At 69.7% G+C, this 26,335-nt stretch carries 24 protein-coding genes and 1 pseudogene; 8 read left to right on the top strand and 17 right to left on the bottom strand.

What is annotated here, in order from left to right:
- Position 1 precedes the first annotated feature (1 nt).
- Both ADK57_RS16720 and ADK57_RS16715 read right to left on the bottom strand, forming a co-directional pair.
- Positions 2-1,153 carry a dihydrodipicolinate synthase family protein gene (locus ADK57_RS16720; protein WP_053750261.1) on the bottom strand — a complete coding sequence of 384 codons (1,152 nt, stop codon included), beginning with the start codon at positions 1,151-1,153 and terminating at the stop codon, positions 2-4.
- Positions 1,150-2,301 (bottom strand): Gfo/Idh/MocA family protein, encoded by a 1,152-nt coding sequence (locus ADK57_RS16715; RefSeq protein WP_053750260.1) that lies wholly within the window; start codon positions 2,299-2,301, stop codon positions 1,150-1,152. The genes ADK57_RS16720 and ADK57_RS16715 overlap by 4 nt, the downstream gene beginning before the upstream one ends.
- 438 nt (positions 2,302-2,739) lie before the next feature.
- Between ADK57_RS16715 and ADK57_RS16710 the strand changes: the two genes are divergently transcribed.
- The 4 genes from ADK57_RS16710 to ADK57_RS16695 all read left to right on the top strand — a co-directional run bounded on the left by ADK57_RS16710 (position 2,740) and on the right by ADK57_RS16695 (position 6,835).
- Entirely contained in the window at positions 2,740-3,786 is a 1,047-nt protein-coding gene (locus ADK57_RS16710) for a LacI family DNA-binding transcriptional regulator (protein WP_053750259.1), read from the top strand.
- A 573-nt stretch (positions 3,787-4,359) separates the two neighbouring features.
- Positions 4,360-4,956, top strand: a complete 597-nt coding sequence (locus ADK57_RS16705) for a dihydrofolate reductase family protein (RefSeq protein ID WP_053750258.1) — start codon at positions 4,360-4,362, stop codon at positions 4,954-4,956.
- A 134-nt stretch (positions 4,957-5,090) separates the two neighbouring features.
- The gene (locus ADK57_RS16700; protein WP_053750257.1) at positions 5,091-6,023 is read left to right on the top strand and encodes a bifunctional helix-turn-helix transcriptional regulator/GNAT family N-acetyltransferase; all 933 of its coding nucleotides are present in this window, start codon (positions 5,091-5,093) and stop codon (positions 6,021-6,023) included.
- A gap of 11 nt (positions 6,024-6,034) precedes the next feature.
- Positions 6,035-6,835, top strand: coding sequence for a sugar phosphate isomerase/epimerase family protein (locus ADK57_RS16695; protein WP_053750256.1), 801 nt, complete (start codon positions 6,035-6,037; stop codon positions 6,833-6,835).
- 14 nt (positions 6,836-6,849) lie between these two features.
- Here ADK57_RS16695 and ADK57_RS47425 read toward each other — a convergent pair.
- From ADK57_RS47425 to aroA, 4 genes and pseudogenes are all read right to left on the bottom strand, one after another.
- Positions 6,850-7,113, bottom strand: a pseudogene (locus tag ADK57_RS47425) (alpha/beta hydrolase); the annotation flags it as partial.
- Positions 7,114-7,204: 91 nt separating this feature from the next.
- On the bottom strand, positions 7,205-7,594 hold the full coding sequence (locus tag ADK57_RS16690) for a hypothetical protein (RefSeq protein WP_053750255.1): 390 nt from the start codon (positions 7,592-7,594) through the stop codon (positions 7,205-7,207).
- Between the two features lie 97 nt (positions 7,595-7,691).
- Positions 7,692-8,321 carry a GNAT family N-acetyltransferase gene (locus ADK57_RS16685; RefSeq protein WP_053750254.1) on the bottom strand — a complete coding sequence of 210 codons (630 nt, stop codon included), beginning with the start codon at positions 8,319-8,321 and terminating at the stop codon, positions 7,692-7,694.
- A gap of 14 nt (positions 8,322-8,335) precedes the next feature.
- On the bottom strand, positions 8,336-9,574 hold the full coding sequence (gene aroA / locus ADK57_RS16680; RefSeq protein ID WP_053750253.1) for a 3-phosphoshikimate 1-carboxyvinyltransferase: 1,239 nt from the start codon (positions 9,572-9,574) through the stop codon (positions 8,336-8,338).
- A 423-nt stretch (positions 9,575-9,997) separates the two neighbouring features.
- Here aroA and ADK57_RS16675 point away from each other — a divergent pair, with 423 nt between their 5' ends.
- Together ADK57_RS16675 and ADK57_RS16670 are read left to right on the top strand one after the other, a co-directional pair.
- A complete protein-coding gene (locus ADK57_RS16675; protein ID WP_053750252.1) occupies positions 9,998-11,833 on the top strand; it encodes a glycoside hydrolase family 3 protein in 1,836 nt (611 codons plus the stop codon).
- Between the two features lie 141 nt (positions 11,834-11,974).
- A complete protein-coding gene (locus ADK57_RS16670; RefSeq protein ID WP_053750380.1) occupies positions 11,975-12,622 on the top strand; it encodes a hypothetical protein in 648 nt (215 codons plus the stop codon).
- Between the two features lie 37 nt (positions 12,623-12,659).
- Here the strand turns inward: ADK57_RS16670 and ADK57_RS16665 are convergent, their stop codons facing one another.
- The 7 genes from ADK57_RS16665 to ADK57_RS16635 all read right to left on the bottom strand — a co-directional run bounded on the left by ADK57_RS16665 (position 12,660) and on the right by ADK57_RS16635 (position 21,370).
- Entirely contained in the window at positions 12,660-14,120 is a 1,461-nt protein-coding gene (locus tag ADK57_RS16665; protein WP_053750251.1) for a S28 family serine protease, read from the bottom strand.
- 110 nt (positions 14,121-14,230) lie between these two features.
- The gene (locus ADK57_RS16660; RefSeq protein WP_053750250.1) at positions 14,231-14,605 is read right to left on the bottom strand and encodes a hypothetical protein; all 375 of its coding nucleotides are present in this window, start codon (positions 14,603-14,605) and stop codon (positions 14,231-14,233) included.
- A 121-nt stretch (positions 14,606-14,726) separates the two neighbouring features.
- The gene (locus ADK57_RS16655) at positions 14,727-18,464 is read right to left on the bottom strand and encodes an ABC transporter ATP-binding protein (protein WP_053750249.1); all 3,738 of its coding nucleotides are present in this window, start codon (positions 18,462-18,464) and stop codon (positions 14,727-14,729) included.
- Positions 18,465-18,556: 92 nt separating this feature from the next.
- Positions 18,557-19,576 (bottom strand): esterase-like activity of phytase family protein, encoded by a 1,020-nt coding sequence (locus ADK57_RS16650; protein ID WP_053750379.1) that lies wholly within the window; start codon positions 19,574-19,576, stop codon positions 18,557-18,559.
- A gap of 61 nt (positions 19,577-19,637) precedes the next feature.
- Positions 19,638-20,489, bottom strand: coding sequence for a serine hydrolase (locus ADK57_RS16645; protein ID WP_053750248.1), 852 nt, complete (start codon positions 20,487-20,489; stop codon positions 19,638-19,640).
- 195 nt (positions 20,490-20,684) lie between these two features.
- Positions 20,685-21,056, bottom strand: coding sequence for a hypothetical protein (locus ADK57_RS16640; protein ID WP_053750247.1), 372 nt, complete (start codon positions 21,054-21,056; stop codon positions 20,685-20,687).
- Positions 21,053-21,370 carry a hypothetical protein gene (locus ADK57_RS16635; protein ID WP_078973169.1) on the bottom strand — a complete coding sequence of 106 codons (318 nt, stop codon included), beginning with the start codon at positions 21,368-21,370 and terminating at the stop codon, positions 21,053-21,055. Before ADK57_RS16635 ends, ADK57_RS16640 begins: the two co-directional genes overlap by 4 nt.
- Before the next feature lie 162 nt (positions 21,371-21,532).
- On the opposite strand from ADK57_RS16635, the gene ADK57_RS16630 reads away from it, so the two are divergent.
- Together ADK57_RS16630 and ADK57_RS16625 are read left to right on the top strand one after the other, a co-directional pair.
- The gene (locus tag ADK57_RS16630; protein ID WP_053750245.1) at positions 21,533-22,312 is read left to right on the top strand and encodes a helix-turn-helix domain-containing protein; all 780 of its coding nucleotides are present in this window, start codon (positions 21,533-21,535) and stop codon (positions 22,310-22,312) included.
- A 5-nt stretch (positions 22,313-22,317) separates the two neighbouring features.
- Entirely contained in the window at positions 22,318-22,524 is a 207-nt protein-coding gene (locus ADK57_RS16625) for a DUF397 domain-containing protein (protein WP_053750378.1), read from the top strand.
- A 113-nt stretch (positions 22,525-22,637) separates the two neighbouring features.
- Here the strand turns inward: ADK57_RS16625 and ADK57_RS47420 are convergent, their stop codons facing one another.
- The 4 genes from ADK57_RS47420 to ADK57_RS16620 all read right to left on the bottom strand — a co-directional run.
- The gene (locus tag ADK57_RS47420) at positions 22,638-22,991 is read right to left on the bottom strand and encodes a barstar family protein (protein ID WP_078973168.1); all 354 of its coding nucleotides are present in this window, start codon (positions 22,989-22,991) and stop codon (positions 22,638-22,640) included.
- Positions 22,992-23,203: 212 nt separating this feature from the next.
- The gene (locus tag ADK57_RS47415; protein ID WP_078973167.1) at positions 23,204-23,614 is read right to left on the bottom strand and encodes an Imm50 family immunity protein; all 411 of its coding nucleotides are present in this window, start codon (positions 23,612-23,614) and stop codon (positions 23,204-23,206) included.
- Positions 23,601-24,104: an Imm50 family immunity protein gene (locus tag ADK57_RS52430; protein ID WP_159050081.1), complete on the bottom strand. Its 504-nt coding sequence runs from the start codon at positions 24,102-24,104 to the stop codon at positions 23,601-23,603. The genes ADK57_RS47415 and ADK57_RS52430 overlap by 14 nt, the downstream gene beginning before the upstream one ends.
- The coding region (locus ADK57_RS16620) for an RHS repeat-associated core domain-containing protein (RefSeq protein ID WP_199830601.1) at positions 24,094-26,335 on the bottom strand (2,242 nt) is incomplete at its 5' end. The genes ADK57_RS52430 and ADK57_RS16620, both read right to left, overlap by 11 nt.

Below are 26,335 nucleotides of genomic sequence, written 5' to 3'. Positions count from 1 at the left end.
CTCACTGGGTCACTCCGTACAGGCTGAGCAGGTTCTTCATCCGTTCCTCGGCCCGCTTCGGGTCCGGGAACAGGCCCAGGCCGTCGGCGAGTTCGTAGGCGCGGGCGAAGTGCGGGAGGGAGCGGGCCGACTGCAGGCCGCCGACCATCGTGAAGTGGCTCTGATGCCCCGCGAGCCACGCCAGGAACACCACGCCCGTCTTGTAGAAGCGGGTCGGCGTCTGGAAGAGGTGGCGGGACAACTCGACGGTGGGGTCGAGGAGTTCGCGGAAGCCGGGCACGTTCCCCGTGTCCAACGCCCGTACCGCCTCGGCCGCCAGGGGCCCCAGCGGGTCGAAGATGCCGAGCAGCGCGTGGCTGAAGCCCTGCTCGTCGCCCGCGATCAGCTCGGGGTAGTTGAAGTCGTCGCCCGTGTAGCAGCGCACGCCCTTCGGGAGCCTGCGGCGCAGGTCGATCTCGCGCTGGGCGTCCAGGAGGGAGACCTTGATGCCGTCCACCTTGTCCGGGTGGGCGGCGATGACCTCCAGGAACGTGTCCGTCGCCGCGTCGAGGTCGGTCGAGCCCCAGTAGCCCTCCAGCGCCGGGTCGAACATCGGGCCGAGCCAGTGCAGGATGACCGGCTCGGCGGCCTGGCGGAGGAGATGGCCGTAGACGTCGAGGTAGTCCTCGGGGCCGGAAGCCGCAGCCGCCAGTGCCCGTGAGGCCATCAGGATGGCCTGCGCGCCGGACTCCTCCACGACCGCGAGCTGCTCCTCGTACGCGGCCCGGACTTCTTTCAGGGAACCGGCCGCGATCTGGTCGGTGCCGACACCGCACGCGACGAGGCCGCCGACCGACTTGGCCTCGGCGGCGCTGCGGCGGATCAGCTCGGCCGCGCCCGCCCAGTCCAGGCCCATGCCGCGCTGGGCGGTGTCCATGGCCTCGGCGACGCCCAGCCCGTGGGACCACAGGTGGCGGCGGAAGGCGAGGGTGGCGTCCCAGTCGACGGCGGCCGGCGAATCGGGCGACACGTCGGCGTACGGGTCGGCGACGACGTGGGCCGCCGAGAAGACCGTACGGGAGGTGAAGGCGGCGCCGGAGGTGACGGCGAGGGGTTCGGGGCGGGGCTCGTACGTCCGCAACCCGCCCTTGGAGTCGGGGAGTCGGATGGTCACAGCGAGATCTCCGGTACGTCGAGACGGAGGCCCTCGGCCGACGACTTCAGGCCCAGCTCGGCGAGCTGGACGCCGCGGGCGCCGGCGAGGAGGTCCCAGTGGTAGGGGGCGTCGGCGTAGACGTGCTTGAGGAAGAGCTCCCACTGGGCCTTGAAGCCGTTGTCGAACTCGGAGTTGTCGGGCACTTCCTGCCACTGGTCGCGGAAGACCTCGGTGGCGGGGATGTCCGGGTTCCAGACGGGCTTGGGGGTGGCGCTGCGGTGCTGGACGCGGCAGTTGCGCAGACCGGCGACCGCCGAGCCCTCGGTACCGTCCACCTGGAACTCGACGAGTTCGTCGCGGTTGACGCGGACCGCCCACGAGGAGTTGATCTGGGCGATCGCGCCGCCGTCGAGCTCGAAGATGCCGTAGGCGGCGTCGTCGGCGGTGGCGTCGTAGGGCTTGTCGTTCTCGTCCCAGCGCTGCGGGATGTGCGTGGCGGTGAGGGCCTGGACGGACTTCACGCGGCCGAACAGCTCGTGCAGGACGTACTCCCAGTGCGGGAACATGTCGACGACGATGCCGCCGCCGTCCTCGGCACGGTAGTTCCAGGACGGGCGCTGGGCGGTCTGCCAGTCGCCCTCGAAGACCCAGTAGCCGAACTCGCCGCGGATGGAGAGGATCCGGCCGAAGAAGCCGCCGTCGATGAGGCGCTTGAGCTTGAGCAGGCCCGGGAGGAAGAGCTTGTCCTGGACGACGCCGTGCTTGATGCCCTTCTCGTTGGCCAGGCGGGCGAGTTCCAGGGCGCCTTCGAGGCCGGTGGCCGTCGGCTTCTCCGTGTAGATGTGCTTGCCCGCGGCGATCGCCTTCTTGATCGCCTCCTCGCGGGCGGAGGTGACCTGGGCGTCGAAGTAGATGTCGACGGTCGGGTCGGCGAGGACCTCGTCGACGTCCGTGGAGATGTGCTCCAGGCCGTGCTGCTCTGCCAGCGCCCGGAGGGCGTGCTCGCGGCGGCCGACCAGGATCGGCTCCGGCCACAGCACGGTGCCGTCGCCGAGGTCGAGGCCGCCCTGCTCGCGGAGCGCCAGGATGGAGCGGACCAGGTGCTGGCGGTAGCCCATGCGCCCGGTCACGCCGTTCATGGCGATACGCACCGTCTTGCGTGTCACGTCATTCCCTTCGTAGGCGTCGTACGCGGCGTCGTGCGCGTTTCGTACGCGGTTGTGCGCGCCGCGTACGCCTCTACTGATGAGCGTTACAGCAAGCGCTTTCTATCTGATGAGAAGCTAGCCTCTGAGCAGCGGTCCAGACAAGACCGTGACGCGGTTGAGTTGTTCGAGGGGGCGAACACCAGGGGGCTGGGGCTTTAGGGTCTGGTCGACACCTTTGACTTACCCATGGCCTGCCCCTGGCTTACCCATGGCCGGCCGGTGGCCGACCTGTGGCCGGGTCACGGCTGTGGGAACCGGTGAGGGCCGTTGGCCCGTGTACGACGAGGGACCGGCTCAGGTCGGTGAGGGCCGTTGGCCCGTGTACGACGAGGGACCGGCTCAGGTCGGTGTGTGTACGACGAGGTACGACGAGATGCGCGACCGGAGGACGACGACATGACGGTGACCCTGGCGGACGTGGCGGCCCGCGCCCAGGTCTCCCCCGCGACGGTGTCGCGCGTGCTCAACGGGAACTACCCCGTCGCCGCCTCCACCCGTGAGCGGGTGCTGCGGGCGGTGGACGAGCTGGACTACGTACTGAACGGCCCGGCGAGCTCCCTGGCGGCGGCGACGTCCGACCTGGTCGGGATCCTGGTGAACGACATCGCCGACCCGTTCTTCGGGATCATGGCGGGCGCGATCCAGTCCGAGATCGGTGGGCCGGGCGGGCGCGCGGGGGGCGAGCGACTGGCGGTCGTGTGCAACACCGGGGGCTCCCCGGAGCGCGAGCTGACCTACCTCACGCTGCTGCAGCGGCAGCGGGCGGCGGCGGTCGTGCTGACCGGCGGTGCCATGGAGAACGTGCCGCACGCGGCGGCCATGACGGCGAAGCTGCGGAAGCTGGCGGAGGCGGGGACGCGGGTGGTGCTGTGCGGGAGACCGCCGGCGCCGGACACCCAGGCGATCGCGCTGACCTTCGACAACCGTGGGGGCGGGCGGGAGCTGACCGAGCACCTCATCGGGCTCGGGCATCGGCGGCTGGGGTACATCGCGGGTCCGGAGGAACGTACGACGACCCGCCACCGGCTGGAAGGACACCGGGAGGCGCTCGCGGCCCACGGCATCGACGAGGACCCTCGGTGGACCGTCCACGGGCGGTACGACCGGCGCTCGGGCTACGAGGCCACGCTGGAGCTGCTGCGGCGGGATCCGTCGTTGACGGCGGTGGTGGCGGCGAACGACTCCGTCGCGCTGGGCGCGTGCGCGGCGCTGCGGGACTCCGGGCTGCGGATTCCGGACGACGTGTCGGTGGCCGGGTTCGACGATCTTCCCTTCAGCATCGATGCGGTGCCGTCTCTTACGACGGTTCGGCTGCCGCTCGCGGAGGCGGGGGCTCGGGCGGGGCGGATCGCGATGGGGCGGGAGGAGCCGCCGCCGGGTGGGATCGCCACGGTTCGGGGGGAGTTGATGGTGCGGGGGTCCTCCGGGGTTCCGCGGGGGTGAGCTCGCCGGTGCCTGTGCGGTGACCCGGCGTTGGTGTGGTCGTCTGCCGGGGGCTCCGCCCCCGGACCCCCAGGCCTTTGCCCACCCTGCCACCCGTCTCGGTCGGTCGAGAGGTGGACCTTGCCCTGAGGGCTGCCGCCCCCAGACCCCCGCTCGGCCCCGAACGGGCCTCGTCCTCAAACGCCGGACGGGCTGAGAGATGCGGACCGGCGCCGCAAGGGAGCGCCCCCAGCGGGTGGGCGGGGGATCGGGACGGTCGAGCTCATCCTCGAACGCCGGACGGGCTGAGAGACCCGGACCGGCGCTGGCCCCAGCGGGCGGGCGGGTGAAGTGGGTGGGCCAGGTGTGCTCGTCGACGTGCCCTCACCTCTCCCGCCAGCCCCATCCACCCGTCGCCGTACCTGCCGCCCCGTTGGGTGGAAGCCTGCGGTCGGCCGACGGGCAGTGGTGTCGAGGACAGCGTCGCGGAAACGGCTCGGCTTTACCGATGAGTTCCTCGCCGCGCCCCGGTCTGTACAGCCGTAATCGCCGAACACGTCGGTTCGGCGTCCGCGAGGAACCGGAGTGGGTCCCATGAGCATCGTCATCACCGCTTTCATCAGCCTGGACGGCGTCGTGCAGGCGCCGGGCGGGCCGGAGGAGGACACCGAGGGCGGGTTCGCGCACGGTGGCTGGACGCACCAGTTCTTCGACCCGGAGGTCGCCGGTGGGGCCTTCGACGCGGCGATGCGGGAGGCCGACGCGCTGCTGTTCGGGCGGCGTACGTGGCAGATGATGGCGAGGGCGTGGCCGGAGCGGGCCGGGGATCCGTTCGCGGACCGGATGAACTCCATTGCGAAGTACGTCGTGTCCCGGACGCTCACGGATGACCAGTTGACCTGGGACAACACGACCCGTATCCCCGGCGACGAGGCTCTCGCCCACATCCGCAAGCTGCGCGAGAGCGACGGCGGCAATCTCCTGATCATGGGCAGCCCCTCGCTCTCCCGCACGCTTTTGAGCGAGGGCCTGGTCGACGAGCTGCGGCTCATCGTCATGCCGGTGATGCTCGGCGGCGGCAAGTCGATCTTCCCGGAGGACGGGACGAAGGCCGCCTTCGAGCTGGTGTCGACGGCGGCCGCGCCGACCGGCACGCAGGCGTGCGTGTATCGGGCCGCCAAGGACGCGTAGCAAGCCGAGGGCCCGGGCGCCGCACGGCCATGGACGGACGGCGCCCCGGCGGCCTACGCTCGACCCAGCGTTATCTCTGACTGAGTCAACCATCGGGCCGTCGGGCCCCATCGGACCATCGGGGGTGGGTCGACATGACCGTCCAGGACATCCGCGCCTTCAACCGCTTCTACACGAACGTCATCGGCGCGCTGGACTACAGCCGCCACCTGTACGCCCCCTACACCCTCACCGAGTCCCGCGTGCTGTACGAACTCGCGCACTCCCCGCGTACGGACGCGGCCGACCTGCGTGTCGAACTCTCCCTGGACGCCGGGTACTTGAGCCGGATCCTGAACAAGTTCGAGCAGGACGGGCTGATCGAGCGGGCCACCTCCCACCTCGACCCCCGGCGGCGCCACGTCTCGCTCACCGCGCACGGACGCGAGACCGCCGGCCTGCTCGCCGAGCGCGCGAACGAGAGCGTCGGCGCCCTGCTCGCCACCGTCCCGTCCGCCGACCGCCCCCGCCTCTCCGCGGCGATGCGGACCGTGCGGGAGCTCCTGTCCGACGGTCGCCCGCCCCGCCGTGAGGACGTCGTCCTGCGCGAGCCGGGCCCCGGCGACCTCGGCTGGATCGTGCAGCGCAACGCCGCGCTGTACACGGCCGAGTACGGTTTCAACGCCGACTACGAGGGCCTGGTCGCGAGGATCGTCGCCGACTTCGCGGAGGACCACGATCCGCACCTGGAGCGGGTGTGGATCGCCGAGTTGGACGGGCGGCCGGTGGGGTGCGTGATGTGCGTACGGGACGAGGCGCCCGCCACCGCCCGGCTGCGGCTGCTGCTGGTCGAGCCGGACGCGCGGGGGCTCGGCATCGGCGACCGGCTGGTCGGGGCGGTCGTCGACTTCGCGCGCGGCGTCGGCTACCGCGACCTGGTCCTGTGGACCAACGACGTCCTCTCCGCCGCCCGCCGCATCTACCGACGCCACGGATTCGTCCTCGTCGCCGAGAAACCCCACCGCTCGTTCGGAAAGGACCTGAACGGCCAGGACTGGCGCCTGGACCTCAACGGCACCGACGAGTGACAGTAGGGACCATGAAACTGGCGTTCTCCACCCTCGGTGTCCCCGGCCTGCCCCTCCCCGAAGTACTGCGGCTCGCGACCACGTACGGCTACCACGGAGTCGAACTGCGCGCCGATCCGGAGGAGCCGGTCCACCCCGGCCTCGACCTCGCCCAACGCACCGACGTGGCCGCCGAGTTCAAAGCGGCGGGCGTGGAGGTCCTGGGGATCGCGGGGTACGCGCGGGTCGCCGCGCCGGGCGACGACGGCCCCGTGATCGAGGAGATCCGCCGCCTGCTCGACCTCGCCCGCGACCTCGGTGCCCCCTTCATCCGGGTGTTCCCCGGCGGCGCCGCCGGGCAGAGCCGGGAGGAGGCCGACGCCACGGCCGCCGGACGCCTCGGCACGGCCGCGGAGTACGCCGCCGACCTCGGCGTCCGCATCCTCCTCGAAACCCACGACTCGCACCGCACCGGCGCCGACGCGATCCGCGTCCTCGGCCTGGTCGGCCACCGCCAGGTCGGCGCCCTCTGGGACGTCATGCACACCTGGCTGGGCGGCGAACAGCCCGCGGAGACGTTCGCGGCCCTCTCCCCGTACCTCGGTTACGTCCAGGTCAAGGACATCGCCTCCCCCGACGACACGACCCCTCTGCGCCTCGGCGCCGGCGTCCTCCCCCTCACCGAGTGTGTCGACGTCCTCTGCCGCAACGGCTGGGACGGCTGGCTGTGCTGGGAGTACGAGAAGCGGTGGTACGAGGCGGCCGCCCCGCTCCCCGACCTGCTGCGCGCGGGCCACGACCACCTGGCCCGGCTGCTCAACGAGTCGGCGTAGCGCATCCCCGCGGCTCAGCCGTCGGCGTCCCGAGCCGTGATCTTCGCGGCGGGGTCGAGACACCAGTCCAGTACGGCGGGCCAGGGCCCGTACCCGGCGTCCAGGTCGAGGTGGGCGGCGCCGGGGAGAAGGTCGGTGGGGATGCCCAGCGGGTCACCGAACAGAAGCCCGGCCCCCTCCGGGCAGTACGGGTCGTCGTCGCCGGCGACGAGGACGGTGGGCCCGGGCAGGGTGAACCGCAGCGGCGGCGGGGCGAACTCGGCGACCTCCGGATGCCGTACTGACCAGGGTCACCGCGTCGAGAGTCCCGCTGCTGGTGGATCGCTCGGCGTCACGGGGAGTTCCTCGGGGTCACGGCCGACTCCCCCGTCAGTCCCACCAGTTGAACAGCAGGTCGCTCAGCGCGTCCGGCTGCCAGTAGCGCGCCTGCTCCAGCTCGGCCGCCGCCAGTTCGCCCACGTCCACCCTGCTCATCGGCGTACTCAGCTCGCCGGCCCGCAGGGCCCGCAGGCCGACCGCACCGAAGCCGTCGGCCCAGCTCGGCGGGTCCACGAACCTCGACAGGGGACGTCCCGGCTCCGGCGGGGTGTCCGTGAAGGCGACCAGGGGCAGGTGGGCGTGGCACAGGACGGTGCGGGACTCTCCGCGGCCGGTGATCGTGACGGCCTCGAAGGTCGACGGTCCGGGGATCCTCAGGATGTCGACCCGCCCCCCGACTGCCCTGGCGGCCTCGAAGCACGCGGCGCGGAACAGCTTCATGTCCGTCGCCGGAAGCGGTTCATCGCGCCGGTCCCGGAACCCGGTCGCGCCCCGCGCGAGTCGTATCGGCGCTCGCCCGGACCCGGTCAGGTCCCCGCTAGCCACGCGCCACGAACCGCGCCACCCGCTCCTCCAGCCTCCCCCGGCACTCCAGCCACTCCGCCGCCGTGATCGAGAAGATCGCGGAGTCGCGCAACAGTCCGTCCTCACCCGGCGCCCAGGAGCGCGACCAGCTTCTCAGCACGCCCTCGAATCGGGCGCCCACGCTCTGGATCGCCGCGCGGGAGCGGTCGTTGCGGGCGTCCGTCTTCAGGTCGACCCGGGACACGCCCCACTTCTCGAAGGCGTGCCGGAACAGCAGGAGCTTGGCCTCGGCGTTGATGCCCGTGCCCTGGGCCGAGGCGGCGAGCCAGGTGAAGCCGACCTCGACCGCGTCGAGCCGGTCGTCCGTCAGCCAGCAGCGCGGCTCCCAGTAGGCCGTGGCGCCGACCGCCCGTCCGGTGAGCAGGGAGATCTGCGCGTAGGGCGCGAGTCGTCCCGTTGCCGCGCGGGCGAGCTGCGCGGTCACGTAGTCCTCGACCTCGCCGGCCCGGGGCACCCACGTGAACTCGTAGGTCCCGCGGTTCTCCTCCGCCGCCACCGCCAGCTCGGCGGCGTGCCGGTGCTCCAGCGGCTCCAGGCGGACCAGCGCCCCCTCCAGGACCGGCCCCTCCAGCTTGTGGTCCATCCCCGCCCCGTCCCTCACAGCCGTGCGCGCAGCGCCCCGAACTCCTCATGGAAACCGGGGAAAGTCTTGCGTACGCATCCGGGGTCGTCGAACGAGATTTCCGGCGTGCGGAGTCCCGTCACCGCGAAGGACATCACGATGCGGTGGTCGCCGTACGACGTGATCTCCGATCCCACCAGGCCATCGGCGCCGGCCGGCCGGATCTCGATCCAGTCCGGGCCGGTCTCCACCGTCGCCCCCAGCCGTCGCAGGTTCTCCGCGCAGGCCTCCAGGCGGTCGCACTCCTTCACGCGGGTGTTCGCCACGTCCTCGATCCGTACGGGGCCGGAGGCGAAGGGGGCGATCGCGGCCAGGGTCGGCATGGTGTCCGAGATGTCCCGCATGTTGACCGTGAGGCCGTGCAGCCGGCCGGTTCCCCTGACCGTCGTGCCGTCCGCGCCGACGGACACCTCGGCGCCCATCCGCCGCAGTACGTCGACGAAGCCCAGGTCGCCCTGGAGCGCCCCCGTTCCGAGGCCGGGAACCGTGACCTCGCCGCCGGTCACGGCCGCCGCCGCGAAGAAGTAACTGGCCGTGGACGCGTCCGGTTCGATCGCGTACGTCGTCGCCCGGTAGCCGCCCGGCGGGACGACGAAGACGTTCCCGTCCCGCCGCACCTCGACCCCGAACTCCCGCATCATCGCGATGGTGATCTCCACGTACGGCACCGAGACGAGGTCCGTCACCGCGATCCGCAGGCCCGTCCGGGTCAGCGGGCCCAGCAGCAGCAACGCCGTCAGGTACTGCGAGGACTGGCCCGCGTCGAGCGTGACCTCCCCGCCCTCGACGCCCGCCGCCACCACCGTCAGCGGGTGGTGGCCCTCGGCCTCCCCGTGCCGCAGGTCCACACCCAGGTCGCGCAGGGCCCGGGTCAGGGGGAGCAGCGGGCGCCGGCGCATCTGGGGAGACGCGTCGAAGCGGTACGTGCCGTGGCCGGCCGCCGCCAGGGCCGGCAGGAAGCGGGCCGTGGTGGCGCCGTCGCGGCAGTACACGTCCGCCTCCGTCACCGCGGGGCCCTGCGGGCGGCCGTCCACCTGCCAGGCCTCCGGCGAGCGCCCCACCCGATAGCCGAGCCGTACCAGGCCCTCGGCGAAGCCCTCCGTGTCGTCCGAACGGAGCGGGCGTACGAGGGTGGTGACACCGTCGGCCGCGGCCGCCAGGAAGAGGGCGCGGGCGGTGATGGACTTCGAGCCTGGAATGTCGACTACGGGCATGGCCTCATGATCGCCCGACGGCCGCGCCCAGCGCCTGGACGTCCACGGGATGGACCGCTTCCCGCCGCGCCCCGCCCACCCCACCCACCCCTGGCTCACCAACTTCGGGAAATCCGCCCGAGCCGGGAACCCCGCCGTGTCCCGGCCCGTCCAACCCCCAAGCTGCCGGAGAGTCACCGTGGTCCGGTGTCGGCCTCGCTGCTGGCTGCGAACGCTGACCTACCCTCTCCGCCGAACTGCGGCCGGCAGCAAGCCGCCATCGGCGCGCCCCCCTCCAACAGCGCCGATGGCGGCCCCTCCCCGACAGCGCCACCTGCCCGGTCCGGACCCCTTTCCGCGCTACTGTGCACACCCTTGACTGGCAGAAACTTCCCGGATATTGGTGACACCTCGGAAGTTTCCTTCACGAGGGAAGGAGCGCACGTGCGCGACTCCAGTACCGGAAGCACGGGAAACACCGCACACCCCTCCAGACGTACCGTCCTCGCCGCCACCGTCGGCGCCACCGCCGCACTGACAATCGGCGGGACGTCGTACGCCGCCCCCGACGACCGGCACCTTCGCACCCTCATCTCCCGCATGACCCTGGAGGAGAAGGTCGGCCAGCTCTTCGTGACGCGGGTCTACGGCCACTCCGCCACCGCCCCCGACCAGGCCGACATCGACGCCAACCTCAAGGAGCTCGGCGTGCGCACGGCCGCCGAGCTGATCGCCGAGTACCGGGTCGGCGGGATCATCTACTTCACCTGGGCGCACAACACCCGCGATCCGCATCAGATCGCGGACCTGTCGAACGGGATCCAGCAGGCGTCCCTGGAGCAGCCGCGCGGGCTGCCCGTGCTGATCTCCACCGACCAGGAGCACGGCATCGTCTGCCGGGTCGGCAAGCCCGCCGCCCTGTTCCCGGGCGCGATGGCCGTCGGCGCCGGTGCGTCGAGATCCGACGCCCGAGCCCTCGGCCGGGTCGCGGGCCGGGAGCTGCGCGCGATGGGCATCCGGCAGAACTACTCCCCCGTCGCCGACGTGAACGTCAACCCGGCGAACCCGGTGATCGGCGTCCGGTCCTTCGGGGCCGAACCGGACGCGGTGGCCGGTCTGGTCGCCGCCGAGGTCGCCGGGTACCAGGGTTCCGAAGTCGCCGCGACCGCCAAGCACTTCCCGGGGCACGGGGACACCGCCGTCGACAGCCACTACGGCTTCCCGGTCATCACCCACACACGCTCACAGTGGGAGCAGCTCGACGCGCCCCCCTTCCGGGCCGCCGTCCGCGCCGGCATCGACTCGATCATGACCGCGCACATCATGGTGCCGGCGCTCGACGACTCCGGCGACCCGGCCACCCTCTCCCGCCCGATCCTCACCGGCATCCTGCGCGAGGAGCTGGGCTACGACGGGGTCGTGGTGACCGACTCGCTCGGCATGGAGGGCGTACGGACCAAGTACGGCGACGACCGCGTCCCCGTGCTCGCGCTCAAGGCCGGTGTGGACCAGCTCCTCAACCCGCCCTCCCTGGCCGTCGCGTGGAACGCCGTCCTGAAGGCCGTACAGGACGGGGAGCTCACCGAGGCACGGCTCGACGAGTCGATCCTGCGGGTGTTGCGGCTGAAGGCGAAGCTGCGGTTGTTCCGGGAGCCCTACGTCACTCAGGCCCAGGTCACCGGCACCGTCGGGATCGCGGCGCATCTGGCGGCGGCCGACCGGATCGCCGAGCGGACGACGACGTTGCTGGTGAACGAGGGGCGGTTGTTGCCGCTGTCCCGGCGTACACATCGCAAGGTGCTCGTCGTCGGCGCCGACCCCGCCTCGCCGTCCGGGACGACCGGGCCGCCCACCGGGGTACTCGCGGGCGCGCTCACCGAACTCGGCTTCACGGCCACCGCCCTGTCGACGGGCACCTCCCCGTCCGGCACCACCATCGCCAAGGCCGTCGCGGCGGCGCAGGACGCGGACGCCGTGGTGGTGGGGACGTACAACGTCACCGCGACCAGTGCCCAGAAGACGCTCGTCGAACAGTTGGTGGCGACCGGCAGGCCCGTGGTGGCGGTCGCGATCCGCAATCCGTACGACGTGGCCCAACTGCCCTCCGTGCCCGCCTGCTTGGCGGCATACTCCTGGACCGACGTCGAACTGCGGGCCGCCGCCCGGGTGATCGCGGGGCGGGTGGCGCCGCGCGGGAGGCTGCCGGTGCCGGTGCCGCGGGCGGACGACCCGGCGCAGGTGCTGTATCCGGTCGGGCACGGGCTGTCGTACCGGAGATAGACCAGGGATGGCGCTCCGGGCGTAGCACCCGTACGTCACGCAACCGGCGCACGCCCCCCAAAAGGCTCAAAGCACCCTGCATGTCTGGCGTGCGCCCGCCGTGGCGGGTCACGCTGGGCGAGGGGACCCGGGGGGATGGCGATGCGCGAGAGATGTTCCGTGGGGGCGGTGTGCGCACTGCTGGCGCTGCTGGCTGCCCTGTTGACGGGATGTTCGGGGCCGGCGTCCGGTGCGGGCGGCGGCGGCGAGGAGGACGGGCGACTGGGCACTGCGGTGTCGCCCTCACCGTCGCGGACCTCCGGGTACGGCGCGGTGTTCCTCGCGGTCGACGAGTGCAGCTCCTTCGGCACGACCAGCTTCACCGAGGTGGCGTGCACCGGCGAGCGGGCGGCGGCCCGGGTGGTGGCGCGGCACGACGGCACGGTCGCCGACGGGCCGCAGTGCCCGGGGACCACGGACTTCGTGCTGCACATCAGCGAACAGAGCCAGGTGTCCGACGAGGACGGAGACGGGGCGATCCCGCAGGGTTACGCCTGCATGCGCAACCTGGGCCCGCCGCATCCCGGCGACCCGGGCGGCGGGGGCGGGCCGCGCACCATCGTCGGCGACTGCGTCTACGGGCTGGGCGACGGCCAGGTCCGCGAGACGGCCTGCGACGGCCAGGGCGGCAAGAAGCCGGAGTACAAGGTGACCAAGGCGGTCGGCGAGCGCACCCAGTGCCCGCTGTCGACGGCCCTGTACGTCCAGTTGGGCGGCGAGCATCCGGTGGGCTGCGCCCGGGCGTTGTGACGCGTGAGAGTCCCAACGACCGGGCGCAACACGGGAGTTATGGCCGCAGTGCGGGCTCGCGCTCCACGTCCCGCTTGTCCAGCTTGGCATCGAACTTCGCCAGCGGCTTCGCCGCCGACGGGTCCGCCTGGACGGTGGAGGACGCGACGCCGGCCCACTCCAGGATCCGGGCCGTGGCGAGGGCCTTCTGGTCGGGGACCAGACCGGCCACGTTCGCACCGTGGTTCAGTCCGGGCGCCGTGAACACGTACGAGTCCTTCGCCCCCTTGCCGAGGCGGAACCGCTCCGCGCCCCACGGGTCGTTCTGGCCGTAGACGAAGAGCATGTGGCGGGCGTTGTGCTTCACCCAGGTGTCCACGTCGCGCATCGCGTACGGCTGGAACTTCATCGTGATGTCGCGCGGGACGAAGTTCCGGGGCGGCTGGTAGCCGTAGCGGATGTACTTCTTCTCGATGTGCGGGAACCCGATGGTGGGCGCGCCGAGCTGGGTGCCCGCCTGGTAGTAGTACGGCGTGTACGGCGACAGGCCCTGGTCGGTGTAGAAGGAGAACCCTGAGATCGTGTCGATCGAGGTCCAGATGTCGTCGTCGGTCGCGGTCTTGGCGTCCGCCGGGATGGAGTCGCAGTCGGAGAGCAGGCTGTACTGCCAGAAGCCCCAGACGTAGTCGAGGACGACCGCCTCGTAGGCCCGGTCCAGGCTGCCGATCGTGTCGAAGGTGAAGCCCTCGGCGGCGGCGTACTCCGCGTACTTCTTCTCCAACGGCTCCCGGCGCACCAGCGCCTCGCGCTGCACCGCGTTCAGCCGGTCGCGGCACTCCTTGGTGCCGACGCCGGCGAAGAAGCGGTCGTAGGCCGAGTCCTCGTTGTTCACGACGTCGTTGGGGGCGACGTAGGCGACGACGCCGTCCATGTCCTTCGGGTAGAAGCGCTCGTAGTAGGTGGCGGTCATGCCGCCCTTGGAGCCGCCCGTGGAGACCCAGTTCTCGGGGTAGATCTTCTTCAGCGCCTTGAAGATGCGGTGCTGGTCACTGGCCGCCTGCCAGATGTCCAGCTTGGTCCAGTCGGCCGGGTCGGGCCGGGACGGCGTGAAGAAGCGGTACTCCATGGAGACCTGGTTGCCGTCCACGATCTGGGTCGGCTCGCGGCGGCCCGGGTTCGTGGAGACGTTGTAGCCGCCGGTGTAGAAGACCGTCGGGCGGGAGACGTCCTTGTGCAGCACGGTGATCCGCTGCTGGAACGTGCCCTTGGACGGGTGCCGGTGGTCGATCGGCTGGGTGTAGTTGAGGACGAAGAAGCGGTAGCCGGTGTAGGGCTTCTCCTCGATCAGGCTCATCCCCGGTATGGAGAGGAGTTGTTCCTTGATGTCCGTGGTCGCGGTGGTGCCGGTGGTGCCTGTGGTGCCTGTGGCCTCCGGCTCGGCGGCGGTGGCCGCGCTCGCCGTGCTCAACGTGCCTATGAGCACCGTGAGCGCCAGCAGCCATCTGAGCGCCTTGCGCATGCACCCTCCCCAGTAATGACAGATGTGCGCCGGAAGCTAGCGGAGCAAGTCGCCTCAGCACCAGGGGAGATGGGGTCTTGATGGGGAAAACCCTGTAGGAAGGCTGTGATTCAGCAGAGAATCCAGCCGGATTCGTACGATCCGTGGCCCACCGCGCCTTTGACCCGCACGCAGTGGCGACCGGCGTGCACCGTTCTCGGCCCGGCCCAGCGCGTGAACTGCCCCTCGTCCACGACCGGTTGGAGAGCGTACACCTGCACGCTGACCATCATGTACCGCCTCGTGCCGGGCTTCTTGGGCAGCGTGACCGCGCAGACGTACCCGCGCCGCTTGTACACCTCCACGGAGCCGGTGGAGAACGAGAACGACCTGACCTTGCGCCCCGCGCAGGACGCGCCGGCGGCCTGCGCGTCCCCCGGCGCGGCGAGGGCGAGCAGCCCGGACGCGGTCAGCACGGCCATACCGAGCGCCAGTCGCCGACGCATCGCAGCACCCCTGTCCACAGACGTCCCTCCCGTATCGCACGATGAGCGTACTGGTGTACGGACGCGGGACGTATGTCGGATGGTTGCACGACCGTCACCGAGCCACGCGACCCGGTCGGTTTCAGGCCGCCGCGGGCTCGTCCTCCCCCACGAACGTCCGCCACAGCTCGGCGTACCGCCCGCCCCGTGCGAGCAGCTCGTCGTGCGTGCCGTCCTCGGCCACCTGGCCGCGGTCCATGACCACGACCCGGTCGGCGCGGGCGGCCGTGGTCAGGCGGTGTGCGACCACGAGTGTCGTACGGCGGCCCGCGATGCGGTCGGTGGCCCGGTTGACCTGGGCTTCCGTGGCCAGGTCCAGGGCCGCGGTCGCCTCGTCGAGGAGGAGGACGTCCGGGTCGACCAGTTCGGCGCGGGCCAGCGCGATCAGCTGGCGCTGGCCCGCCGAGAGGTTGCGTCCGCGTTCGGCGACCTCGTGGAGGTAGCCGCCCGTGAGCTGGGCGATCATCTCGTGCGCGCCGACCGCGCGGGCCGCCGCCTCCACCTCGGCGTCGGTGGCGTCGGGACGGCCGTAGGCGATGGCGTCGCGGACGGTGCCCTGGAAGAGATACGCCTCCTGCGGGACGACCCCGAGGCGGTGCCGGTACGAGGTGAGGTCCAGGGTCCGCAGGTCCGTGCCGTCGACCGTCACCCGGCCGCCCGTCGGGTCGTAGAAGCGGGCGACCAGCTTGACCAGGGTCGACTTGCCCGCGCCCGTCTCACCGACGAAGGCGACCGTCTGGCCGGCGGGGATGTGCAGGTCGATGTTGCTCAGGGCCTCTTCGGGTTCGTCGGTGGGGCCGTACCTGAAGTGCACGTCCTCGAAGGCGATCTCGCCCCGCAGGGAGAGGACTTCGAGCGGTTCGTCGGCGTTCCTGGTCGACGTCGGCTCCTGGAGCAGCTCCTGGATGCGGCCCAACGACACCGTCGCCTGCTGGTAGCCGTCGAAGACCTGGGAGAGCTGCTGGACGGGGGCGAAGAACAGGTCGATGTAGAGCAGGTACGCGACCAGTGCGCCCGTCGTGAGGGTCGCCGCGTCGACCCGTCCCGCACCCGCGATCAGTACGGCCGCGGCGGCCACCGACGACAGCAGCTGCACGAACGGGAAGTAGATCGAGATCAGCCACTGACCCCGGATACGGGCGCGTCGGTAGCTGTCGCTGCGCTCCGCGAACCGCGCCCCGCCGTCCCGCTCACGCCGGAAGGCCTGCACGATCCTCAGCCCGGACACCGACTCCTGGAGGTCGGCGTTGACCAACGACACCCGCTCCCGGGCCAGTTCGTACGCCTTCACGCTCGCCCGGCGGAAGAAGAACGTGGCGACGATCAGCGGGGGCAGGGTCGCGAACACGACGAGTGCGAGCTGTACGTCGATCACCAGCAGGGCGACCATGATGCCGAAGAAGGTGACGACCGAGACGAACGCGGTGACCAGGCCGGTCTGCAGGAAGGTCGAGAGGGCGTCGACGTCCGTCGTCATCCTCGTCATGATCCGGCCCGTCAACTCCCGCTCGTAGTAGTCGAGTCCGAGCCGCTGGAGCTGGGAGAAGATCTTCAGGCGGAGGGAGTACAGGACCCGTTCGCCGGTACGCCCCGTCATCCGGATCTCGCCGACCTGCGCGACCCACTGCACGAACACGGCGAGCAGGGCGAGGAGGGAGGCGGCCCAGACCGCGCCCAACGCCATCTGCGTGACGCCGTCGTCGATGCCGTGCCGGATCATCACGGGGAGCAACAGACCCATGCCGGCGTCCACGGCGACCAGGCCGAGGCTGATCAGCAGCGGCCGGCCGAAGCCCCGCAGCAGCCTGCGCAGGCCGTACGACTCCTCGGAGGCGACCGCCCGTGCCTCGTCGATGCCCGGGGTGTCGGTCGCCGGGGGCAGCGCCTCGACCTGCGCCATCAGCTCCGGGGTGGCCGGGGTGCCGTCCATCGCGATGTCCCGACGCTCGCGTTCCCCCGCCCAGAGCCTGGGCGTGATACCGCTCTCGGCGTCGAACTCGGCGTCCAGCTCGTCCCGTACGGAGGTGTCCTGGGCCGGTGCGGCGGGGCGGGCGTGGCCGGGTGAGACGCCGCCGAGTTCGTCCGGGTCGGTGAGGAGGCGGCGGTAGAGGGCGGAGCGCTGCTGGAGCTCCTCGTGGGTGCCGAGGTCGGCGAGCCGGCCGTCGTCGAGGACGGCGATGCGGTCGGCGAGGTTGAGGGTGGAGCGGCGGTGGGCGATCAGCAGCGTGGTCCGGCCCTGCATGACCTGCTGGAGGGCCTGGTGGATCTCGTGCTCGACGCGGGCGTCCACGGCGGAGGTGGCGTCGTCCAGGACCAGCAGGCGAGGGTCGGTGAGGATCGCGCGGGCGAGCGCGACGCGCTGGCGCTGGCCGCCGGAGAGGGTGAGGCCGTGTTCGCCGACCGTGGTGTCGTAGCCGTCGGGGAGGTCCCTGATGAAACGGTCCGCCTGGGCGGCGCGGGCGGCGGCCTCGATCTCCTCCTGGGTCGCCTCGGGACGGCCGTAGGCGATGTTGCTGCGGACCGTGTCCGAGAAGAGGAAGGAGTCCTCGGGGACCAGGCCGATCGCGGCTCGCAGCGAGTCGAGGGTGAGCTCGCGGACGTCGTGGCCGCCGATGAGGACGGCGCCGCGCGTCACGTCGTAGAAGCGGGGCAGCAGCAGCGACACGGTCGACTTGCCGGAGCCGGAGGAGCCGACGACGGCAAGGGTCTCGCCGGGGCGGATCTCGAAGGAGAGTCCTTGCAGCACCGGGCTGGTTGTGCCGGGGGCGCCGTCGTAGCCGAAGGACACGTCGTCGAACTCGACGGTCGCCGGGGCGTCGGCGGGAAGCTCCTTCGTCCCGTCCTGCATCGAGGGCTCGGTGTCGATCAGCTCCAGGACGCGTTCGGTGCCCGCCCGGGCCTGCTGGCCGACCGTGAGGACCATGGCGAGCATGCGGACCGGGCCGACGAGCTGGGCGAGGTAGGTGGAGAAGGCGACGAACGTGCCGAGCGTGATGTGGCCGCGGACCGCGAGCCAGCCGCCGACCGCGAGCATCGCGACCTGGCCGAGCGCGGGGACGGCCTGGAGGGCCGGGGTGTACCTGGAGTTGAAGCGGATGGTGCGCAGCCGACCGGCGAAGAGGCGGCGGCCGACCTCCCGGAGCTTTCCGGTCTCCTGGTCCTCCTGCCCGAAGCCCTTCACCACGCGTACGCCGCTGACGGCCCCGTCGACCACGCCGGCGACGGCGGCGGCCTGGGCCTGGGCGTACCAGGTGGCGGGGTGGAGCTTCATACGGCTGCGCTTGGCGATCCACCACAGGGCCGGGGCGACCGCCAGGGCGACCAGCGTGAGCGGCAGCGACAGCCACGCCATGATCACCAGGGAGATCAGGAAGAGCAGGAAGTTCCCGATCGTCATCGGGAGCATGAAGAGCAGGCCCTGAATCAGCTGGAGGTCGCTGGTGGCCCGGCCGACGACCTGGCCGGTGGACAGCTCGTCCTGCCGGCGGCCGTCGAGGCGGGTGATCGTCCCGAACATCTCGGTCCGCAGGTCGTGCTGGACGTCGAGGGCGAGACGGCCGCCGTAGTAGCGGCGGATGTAGGTGAGGACGTAGACGGCGACGGCCGCGGCGATCAGGACGCCCGCCCAGGGCGCCATGCCCCGGCTGTGGTCGCCGACCACGTCGTCGATGATCACCTTGGTGACCAGCGGGACCAACGCCAGGACGGCCATGCCGCCGAGGGAGGAGCCGAGGGCGAGGAGAACGTCCGTGCGGTGGCGCCATGCGTAACCGGCCAGTCTGCGCGCCCAGCCCTGTGTCTCCCCCTGTTGCGCTGCCACGCCGGTGCCTCCCAGTCGTCCTGATCTTCCGGAAGGCACCAACGCGAAACGAAGCGGATTTCATCCCTCCGCAACAAAACGGGAGGGAGAGGTCAGGTGCGTACCCGCAGGTAGTAGAAGCGTGTCGTCTGTACGGCGTTCTGGTTGTCGTCGCTGACCAGGAGCACCTTCAGGCGGCCCTTGGCGCTGCCCGTGATCGTCATCCCCTCGATGTTGTCGAGGAGCGGGTTCGGCTGGGGCTGCTTCGCCGTGGCGCCCAGGGTCGGGCAGGTGGCGATGTCCGTGAGCAGGGTCTTCCTGATCAGCCGCACGCCGTCCTGGCCCGTCAGGTTCTCGATGCCGCCGGTGTCCGTCGCGCGGCGCGGGTCGGCCAGGTAGAGGCGGACGGTGTTGCCGACGCCGGAGGTGAAGCCGCGCTCCAGGACGAGGAGGCGGCCGTCGGGGGTGGCCTGGACCTCGGGGACGCCCAGGCCGGCGTCGACGGGGTAGGCGTACTGGGCGCCGAGCTCGAAGTGCCCGCCCTTCGTCCGCTCCCAGGTCTGGAAGCGGACGATCGTCGAGCTGTCGCCGGACAGGGCGTACTCCATCGACGCCAGCAGGGTGCGGCCGCCGGGGAGCATCGTCAGCCCCTCGAAGGTGCCGTTGGAGACGGCCCGGCCGGCGGGGGCGACCTGGAGGGAGGTCGGGACGGGGAGGCGGTCGAGGATCTTGCCGTCGCGGGAGTAGCGGCGTATCGACGGCTCGGTCTCGGAGGTGATCAGCCGGGTGCCGTCCCGGTCGATCACCAGGCCCTCCGAGTCGAGTGCGGTGCCGTTCTCGTCGGCGAGCGGGACGACCGATCCGGGCGCGAGCGTCCTCGCGTCCAGGTCGAAGAGCGAGGACCGGTCGGAGAGGGCGGCCAGCGAGCCGTCCTTGTCCACGGCGAGCGCGGAGAAGTTGCCCACGAAGGTGCCGTCGTACGTCGTCTTGTCGAGCACGTCGGAGAAGCGGTCGATGGAGACGGACGGGGAACAGGCGTGGTTCTCCGCGGCGTTGGCGGGCGAGGCGGCGGTCAGACAGGTGGCCGCCGCCAGGGCCGCGGAGGTGGTGGCGAGTACGGTTCGCAGGCGCATGGAGGTCACGGTAGGACGGGCCGGTGACGGACGGGAGACCGGCTCGTGAAACGTCGTGGCCTCAGCTCGCGGCCAGATCCCTGTGGACGACCTTGGCGACGCCCTGGATGGTCGTGATCCCGTAGTTCATGGTGCTGTTGCCGTGCGTCAGCACCGTGATCATGTAGTCGTGGCCGTTGCCCTTGAACGCGCCGACGCTGTGCACCCGCCAGCCGTTGGTGGCCCGCTCCAGCCAGCCGTTCTTGACGGCGACGGAGACCCCGGACGGCACTCCGTACGGCGTTCCCCAGCGCTGCGAGGAGATGACCTGGCCCATCAGCTTCAGGATGTAGGCGCGGGAGTTGTCGCTCAGGACCGTGTTCTTCGCGGTGACCAGCTTGAGGAGCTTCTGTTCGTCGGTGACGGTGATCTGGGTGAGGCCCCAGTAGCCGTTCGCGCCGGGTTTCGTCTGGGTCATGCCGGCCGCGGTGAGGAAGCCCTTGATCTTCGTCAGGCCCAGCTGCTTCCAGAGCGTGCTGGTCGCGGCGTTGTCCGACTTGGTGATCATGGCCTTGGCGAGGGTGGCCTCGCGGTCGGTGAGGTAGCGGTTGTGCTTCTTCGCGTCCCACAGCAGCGTGGCGAGGACGGTGACCTTGACGACGCTGGCCGAGTCGAAGGCCGTCGAGGGGCGCAGCGTGCAGGTGGTCTTGGTGGTGCGGTCGTAGACGCCGACGGCGACCGTGCCCTTGCGGGTCGCGAGGGCGGCGGTGATGTCCTTCTTCAGCTTGTCGGCGAGGCCCGCCTTCGCGGACGTACAGCTGACGGTCGGCGTGGCCGCGGCGGCGGGCGCGGCGGCGGCCACGACGGGAATGAGCACACCGGCGCCCACGCCTGCCGCGAGCACTCTCGCGCGTCTCGATATCCCTTGAGTCATGCCCCTGTTGACTCACGAGTTCGAGCGAAAGGTTGTACGCATCCGGGAACGGTTGGGCAAAGCCTGTACGCGGCGTCACTGGAGCAGTGGGATCCACCGGGCGGGCGCCGACCCGCCCCACGCCGGCCAGGGCAGGGCCCCGAGGGCGCACCGGGAGACACTGAGTACGCCCCCCGGGCTGGGGAGGTGTGCGGGTCAGGATCCCAGTGCGGGGCTCTCGGCGGCGCTACGGAGGCTGCTGTCGTCCGCGTCGCCGTACGCGTCGCCGTACGCGGGTACGTGGAGTCGGGCGCCCCGGCTCTCGGCGATGCGGTGGACGTCGCGCAGCGCCTCGGCCATGCGGGCTGCCAGGAAGTGGAGTTGCGCGGAGGTGGCTTTGCGGTCGGCGAGCATGTCGGCGGCGTGATCGAGGAGTTCGCCCGCCATGCCGAGTTGCACACTCTCGATGGTGTCGGCGACGCGGGAGAGGTACCCGGTCCCGTTCCCGTCCTCGACGAGATAACAGGGTTTTCCGTCCGAACCGGCCCACGGGAGCAGGCGCGCCTCTTGCGCCCGGCCGCCGCTCACGCCGTCACCTCGACTCCATGGATGATCCGCGGCCCGATGTCGATGCCGTGCACGGCCAGCCAAAGGGCACGTCGCCGGGCCCGCTGCCGCCGCGCTTCCTCGTGCTCTTCGTGGGCGACGAGATAGGGGCGGACCATCGCGTTGTCCTCGCCATGGAGGGGGTAGGAGCCGACGCGACAGACGATCTGTCCCGGGGCGGGCGACGGGCCGGGCTGTTGGTGCGCCGAAGCGGTTGCCGTACCGCGATGGCGGCCCGTGCCGGGGAGCAGGAACCGCAGCAGCGGCTCGAAGAGGCGGGCGATACGGTGACGCATGTCGTCAACTCCGTTGCGTTCGTTGATGGCCACGCCCCCGGACCGGTCGCACGGTCGCGGGGTATCGCTTTCTGTAGCGACCCACACACAGAGTGAGACAAGGCGAGCTAGGCTCGCCAGAGGGCGGAGTGTGACCAGGCTTTTGTCGCAGGGGAGTTGGCCATGAGCAACACGTACGGTGACTGGCTGAAGCAACAGCGCGAGACAGCGGGGCTGACGCAGCAGCAGCTGGCCGACGTGGCGATCATGACTCGCTCGCACATCGCACACATCGAGGCGGGCCGACGTGTGCCTTCGAAGGAGGACGCGCGGCGGCTGGACAGGGCTCTGAACACGGGGGATGTGCTGAGCAGCTTCCTACCGCGAGACGAGTCAGTGGTCGCCGACCACTTCGAGGTGGCACGGCAACTCGAACAACAAGCCACGATGATCCGCGAGTTCGCGTTCTCGCTGGTGCCTGGAATCTTCCAGACGGAAAGGTACATGCGTGCGGTGCTTCGAACCGCCTTCCCTCCGTGGAGTGAAGACGAGAGTGACAAGATCGTCGTCACACGGCTTGAGCGCGCGAAGATCCTCACCAATCAGGTGTCGCCCGTAGTGTGGGCACTTTTCGACGAGGCAGTGCTTCGTCGCCCGGTCGGTGGCCCAGGTGTCATGACGGAACAGATCATGCACATCGTCCGCCTGGTCGAGGACAACCGTGTACGTGTGCATGTATTGCCGTTCGGCTTGGGCGCTCACCCACTCCTACAGAGCATGCTGACGTTGATGTGGTTCGAGGATCAGCCGCCGGTGGCCTACACCGAGGGCATGCGCGTGGGCAAGATCCACGACGCCCCGGCCATGGTCGAACAACTCCAGGGCGCCTACGATCTCGCCCTGGGCGACGCACTGCCGCTCAAGGAATCACTCGCCCTGCTGAAAGCGACAGCGAAGGAATGAACACCATGGCTGAGCACACCATCCCAGACGCCAGCTCTCTGATCGGCTGGCGTAAGTCGTCCTACAGTGCGAACGACGCTGGCAGCTGCATAGAGGTGCTGGACAACTACCCCTCAGGCATCCCCGTCCGCGACTCCAAGATCCCGCACGGCCCTGCGCTTGTCCTCTCGGCAGCCGTCTGGTCATCGTTCGTCACAGCCGTCAAGGATTAGGAGTTCCCCGCCCTCTTCGTCAAACAGCCCAGCGCGTTGGACTGTTTTACCCGCGGCGCTGCTGTGGCGGAGGTGCCACACCCGCTGCGACCACCAAGATCCACGGTACGCCTTCAGCCCCCCAACGATCGCACATCGGCGTTCAGTCCGGATGACGCCTGCGGGGAGCACAGGAGTACCACTCGGAATGAAACCCCCGCCTGGCCGGGCAGTTCAGGCTTCGCCGCCCAATACTTGGCAGCGTCTAGAAGCGCACGATAGAAGATTTGATACTCATCTCCGCTTCCGGAAAGCACGAACTCGGCATCATCAATAATCAGCAGAAAATGACTCGCCGTCAGCCAACTCAAGTCTTGCAGACAGTCACGCAAGGCATCCCAGTTCCAGCCGAAATAGTCCGGCAAGCGCAGATGTTCATAGAGCTGCGTAAAAACCCCATCGGCATCGATCATCTCTCGCCCCGCCATCCTGGCAGAGTAAATGAGTCCAGCCGGAGGAAGCGCGCGAGCAACAAATACCTCCGCCGAATTAGGGACCACCTGCAAGGACGACCCGGAATCGTTCCAGAGAAATCTTTCAGTCAACGACCCACCTTCATTGCGGCGGTTGCCGAAATCGTGTAGTCGAATGCAGTGGGGCCGCATGCCACATCCGCGGGCAGTTTTGCTCCTTCAGGTTCTCAGGATTCCCCAGCAGCGAGATAGACGCGGGTGCTTGCCAAAGACATCGAGGCAGCGCGGAAGCTGATGCCTGACTCCTTACTCCCCAAAACCACCGCAATCTTCTGGCCCGGCGCAGCCGTGATATCGATCTCACTGGCTTCGATGCGTCCCCACCCGGTGGCGCGGAATTCTGTCACATCAGAGAAAATCAGATAGAATTCCAAACTGTTGTATGGCCTCTCGAGCCATTCCGGGTGAGGATTGGAAGGAAGGCTCCTGGTGTCGAACCCTAGGGTTACCGAATCATCTCGTTCGTCAATGTGAACATAGAATAGGTCGCATTGGGTGACAGTGGGCGGAATGCCCTCGTAGATTTCCCCAAGAAAGCCGGGCGAACCAAGGATTTTTCGCCAGCTAGATGCGCCCATAGTAAGTCTTTTCATCGGTCCCCGGAAGAGAACTGTACCGTCGAGCGTCAATGCGACTCACAAACGAACGCGAGCCTCCGTCCGACCCGTCATGGTGCGACTTGAAGGCGCTCACCCGGCCAACAAGAACAGAGTCACTGCAGCTGAAATCCACGTCTATTCCGTCACCTTTCAAGCTGACATCAATACGCCTCCCTCCCTCCCTCGACGCCACCTGGATGCGAGCAATAACGGGCGGCTCCCATTTTCGGACCGAAATATTCTCTACGGCCAAGAATTGAAGATGACATTGCATCGTGTCCGCTCCTCCCTTCGACCAGTCCTGCGGCACTGAATCAGGGAAATGCGGGAGATCGGTGCGCATAATAACAGTCGGGCCGCGCCAATTTAAATTAATCGACCGGACTCGGAAGTCGTCTCCCAGCCAGGGGAGATCTCCATAGATCGACCGCAACACTTCTGGATTGGCAAGAAACTCGTCAACGGTCATAATAATAATGCTCCTCGCATCCGGGAATCTGGCCATTGCGAGTGTCCTCGTAAGGCCGCACATGGACGTGTGCCGGCTGGTAGCCAGGCTCACCGGGCTTCTGGTGCCCGAACCAGTGATCCTGGAACACTATAAGATCCTGCCCGTTGGGATGCTCGTACACCTCTTCCCTGTAAAAAATGGGTTCGTGGTTCTCAGTCATGAGCTGCTTGGACCCCTGCCATTGCGGCGTGGTGGCCGGGACGTGTGTGTTGACCTCCAGCGGTTCGGCTCCCTCTGGAATTCCCGCTTCGCGCAATGCCAGCGCCTTGGTTTCATCGAGGCCCCGGCCGACCTTTTCAGGGTATCCAGGGGAAAGTCCGAGCGAGTCGACCCAGGTGTGGGGGTTGCGGACGTAGCCCGCCGGGTTTGGAGCGGGCGCGAGTCCAAGGGGGTCGGGGGTGAGGTAGCGGGCGGTTTCGGGGTCGTAGTGGCGGAAGTAGTTGTAGTGGAGGCCGGTTTCGGGGTCGTAGTACTGGCCGGGGAAGCGCAGGGGCGTGTAGGCCGTGCTGTTGGCGGCCCAGGCTGTGGTGCCCCACAGGGTGCTGCGGGTGTGCCAGGCGATCTCGCCCTGCTCGTCGATGAGTTCGCTGGGGGTGCCGACCAGGTCGGTCACAATGGCGAAGAAGCGGGAGTCGATTTCGGCTTGTGGGGCGTCGGCCGCTGTGATGCGTTCGGTCTGGGCGATGGGGCGCAGGCCCTGGTGTTCCCAGGTGAGGGTGACCGGGTTCGGTAGCTGCGGGGACGTCGTGGTCTGTTCGCACAGGGTTGTGCCGTCCCAGGTGAAGTCGATGCGTTCGGCGACGGTTTCGCCGTCGGCGGCCAGCCTCAGTTTTGCTGTGCGCCGGCTCAGAGGGTCGTAGGTGTAGCGCCAGCGCGTGCCGTCCGGAGTTGTCACGGACTTCAGTCGGTCCTCGGCGTCCCACTCGTACCGCCACGTCTCCGGTTTGCGAGAGAGGCGGGTCTTCTGGCGCAGGGTGATGCGGCCGAGGGCGTCGTGCTCGTAGCGGACGTTGCCCGCGCGGATGATGCGAGTTCCGGAGTATTCGCGCGCGCCTCTCGCCTCCCCGCCGGGGTGAGCCTCCGGCCAGGCGGCCGAGGTCTGGTTGCCCGCCGAGTCGTAGGCGTACGTCTCCGTCCAGTTCGCCGCGTGCACCGCCGTCACCCGGCCTGTCGCGTCGAGGTCGAAGCGGCGTGTACCGGAGAGCTGGTCGTCGATGCCGGTCAGGTTGCCGTCGGCTCGGTAGGTGTACGTGCGGTGCTGGACGGTGCGGCTGCCCGCGCCCGTGACCGACTGGGTTGTCAGACGGCCGAGCTCGTCGAATTCGTGCTCCAGGGTGACCGTCTCACCGATGTGGCGTGCCAGTTCGCGGCCCGCCACGTCGTAGGTGAAGTCGATGGGTCGGCCGGAAGCCACCATGCCGGTGCGGCGGCCAGCCTCGTCGTACGACCAGGTCGTCGTGGCGCCGGTCGGTGTCGTACGGCCCGTTCGGCGGCCCAACTCGTCGTATGTGTACGTCAGTTCGCGACCGTCGACCGTCTCCGAACGCACCCGCCCGTAGCGATCCCGCAGCAGGCTCAGCGTGGTGCCGTCCGGGCCCGTGGACTGGGCGAGTTGGTCGGTCATGTCGTACGCGTACGTCGTGACCTGGCCGGCCGCGTCCTTCCGCACTACCCGGCCCAACTCGTCGCGCTCGAAGGTCACGACCTCGCCGAGCACGTTCGCGCGGGAGGCCAGGCGATCCGCCGCGTCGTACGTGTATGTGAGTGCGCGGTCGTCGAAGTCCGTCTCCGTGACCAGGCGTCCAGCCTCGTCGTAGTCGTACGTCCATGTCAGGCCCTGCGGGTTGGTGACCTTGGTCAGCCGCAGTTCCAGGTCGTGGTCGAACTCGTAGCGCACGCCGTCCGGACCCGTGCGGGCCGTCAGCAGGTCGAAGTGCGTGTACTCGAAGGTCGAGACGCCGCCCATCGCGTCCGTGTGACTGGTGCAGTTGCCCTCGCCGTCGTACGTCCAGGTCTCGGTCGTGCCGTCCGGTGCCGTACGGCGGGACAGTTGGCCCTCGACCGTCCACTCCAGGCGGGTCACCGCACCCGTCGGGTCCGTGATCGCGACGGGGCGGCCGAAGGTGTCACGTTCGTAGCGCGTGACCGCGCCCAGTGGGTCCGTGATCTGGAGGGGGAGGCCTGCGCGG

Origin of the sequence: Streptomyces sp. MMG1533 (genome assembly GCF_001279775.1) — a bacterium.
In the GTDB taxonomy this organism is placed as follows: Bacteria; Actinomycetota; Actinomycetes; order Streptomycetales; family Streptomycetaceae; genus Streptomyces.
Note: the sequence above shows the minus strand (reverse complement) of the source record. Positions and strands in the feature narration are given on the sequence as shown.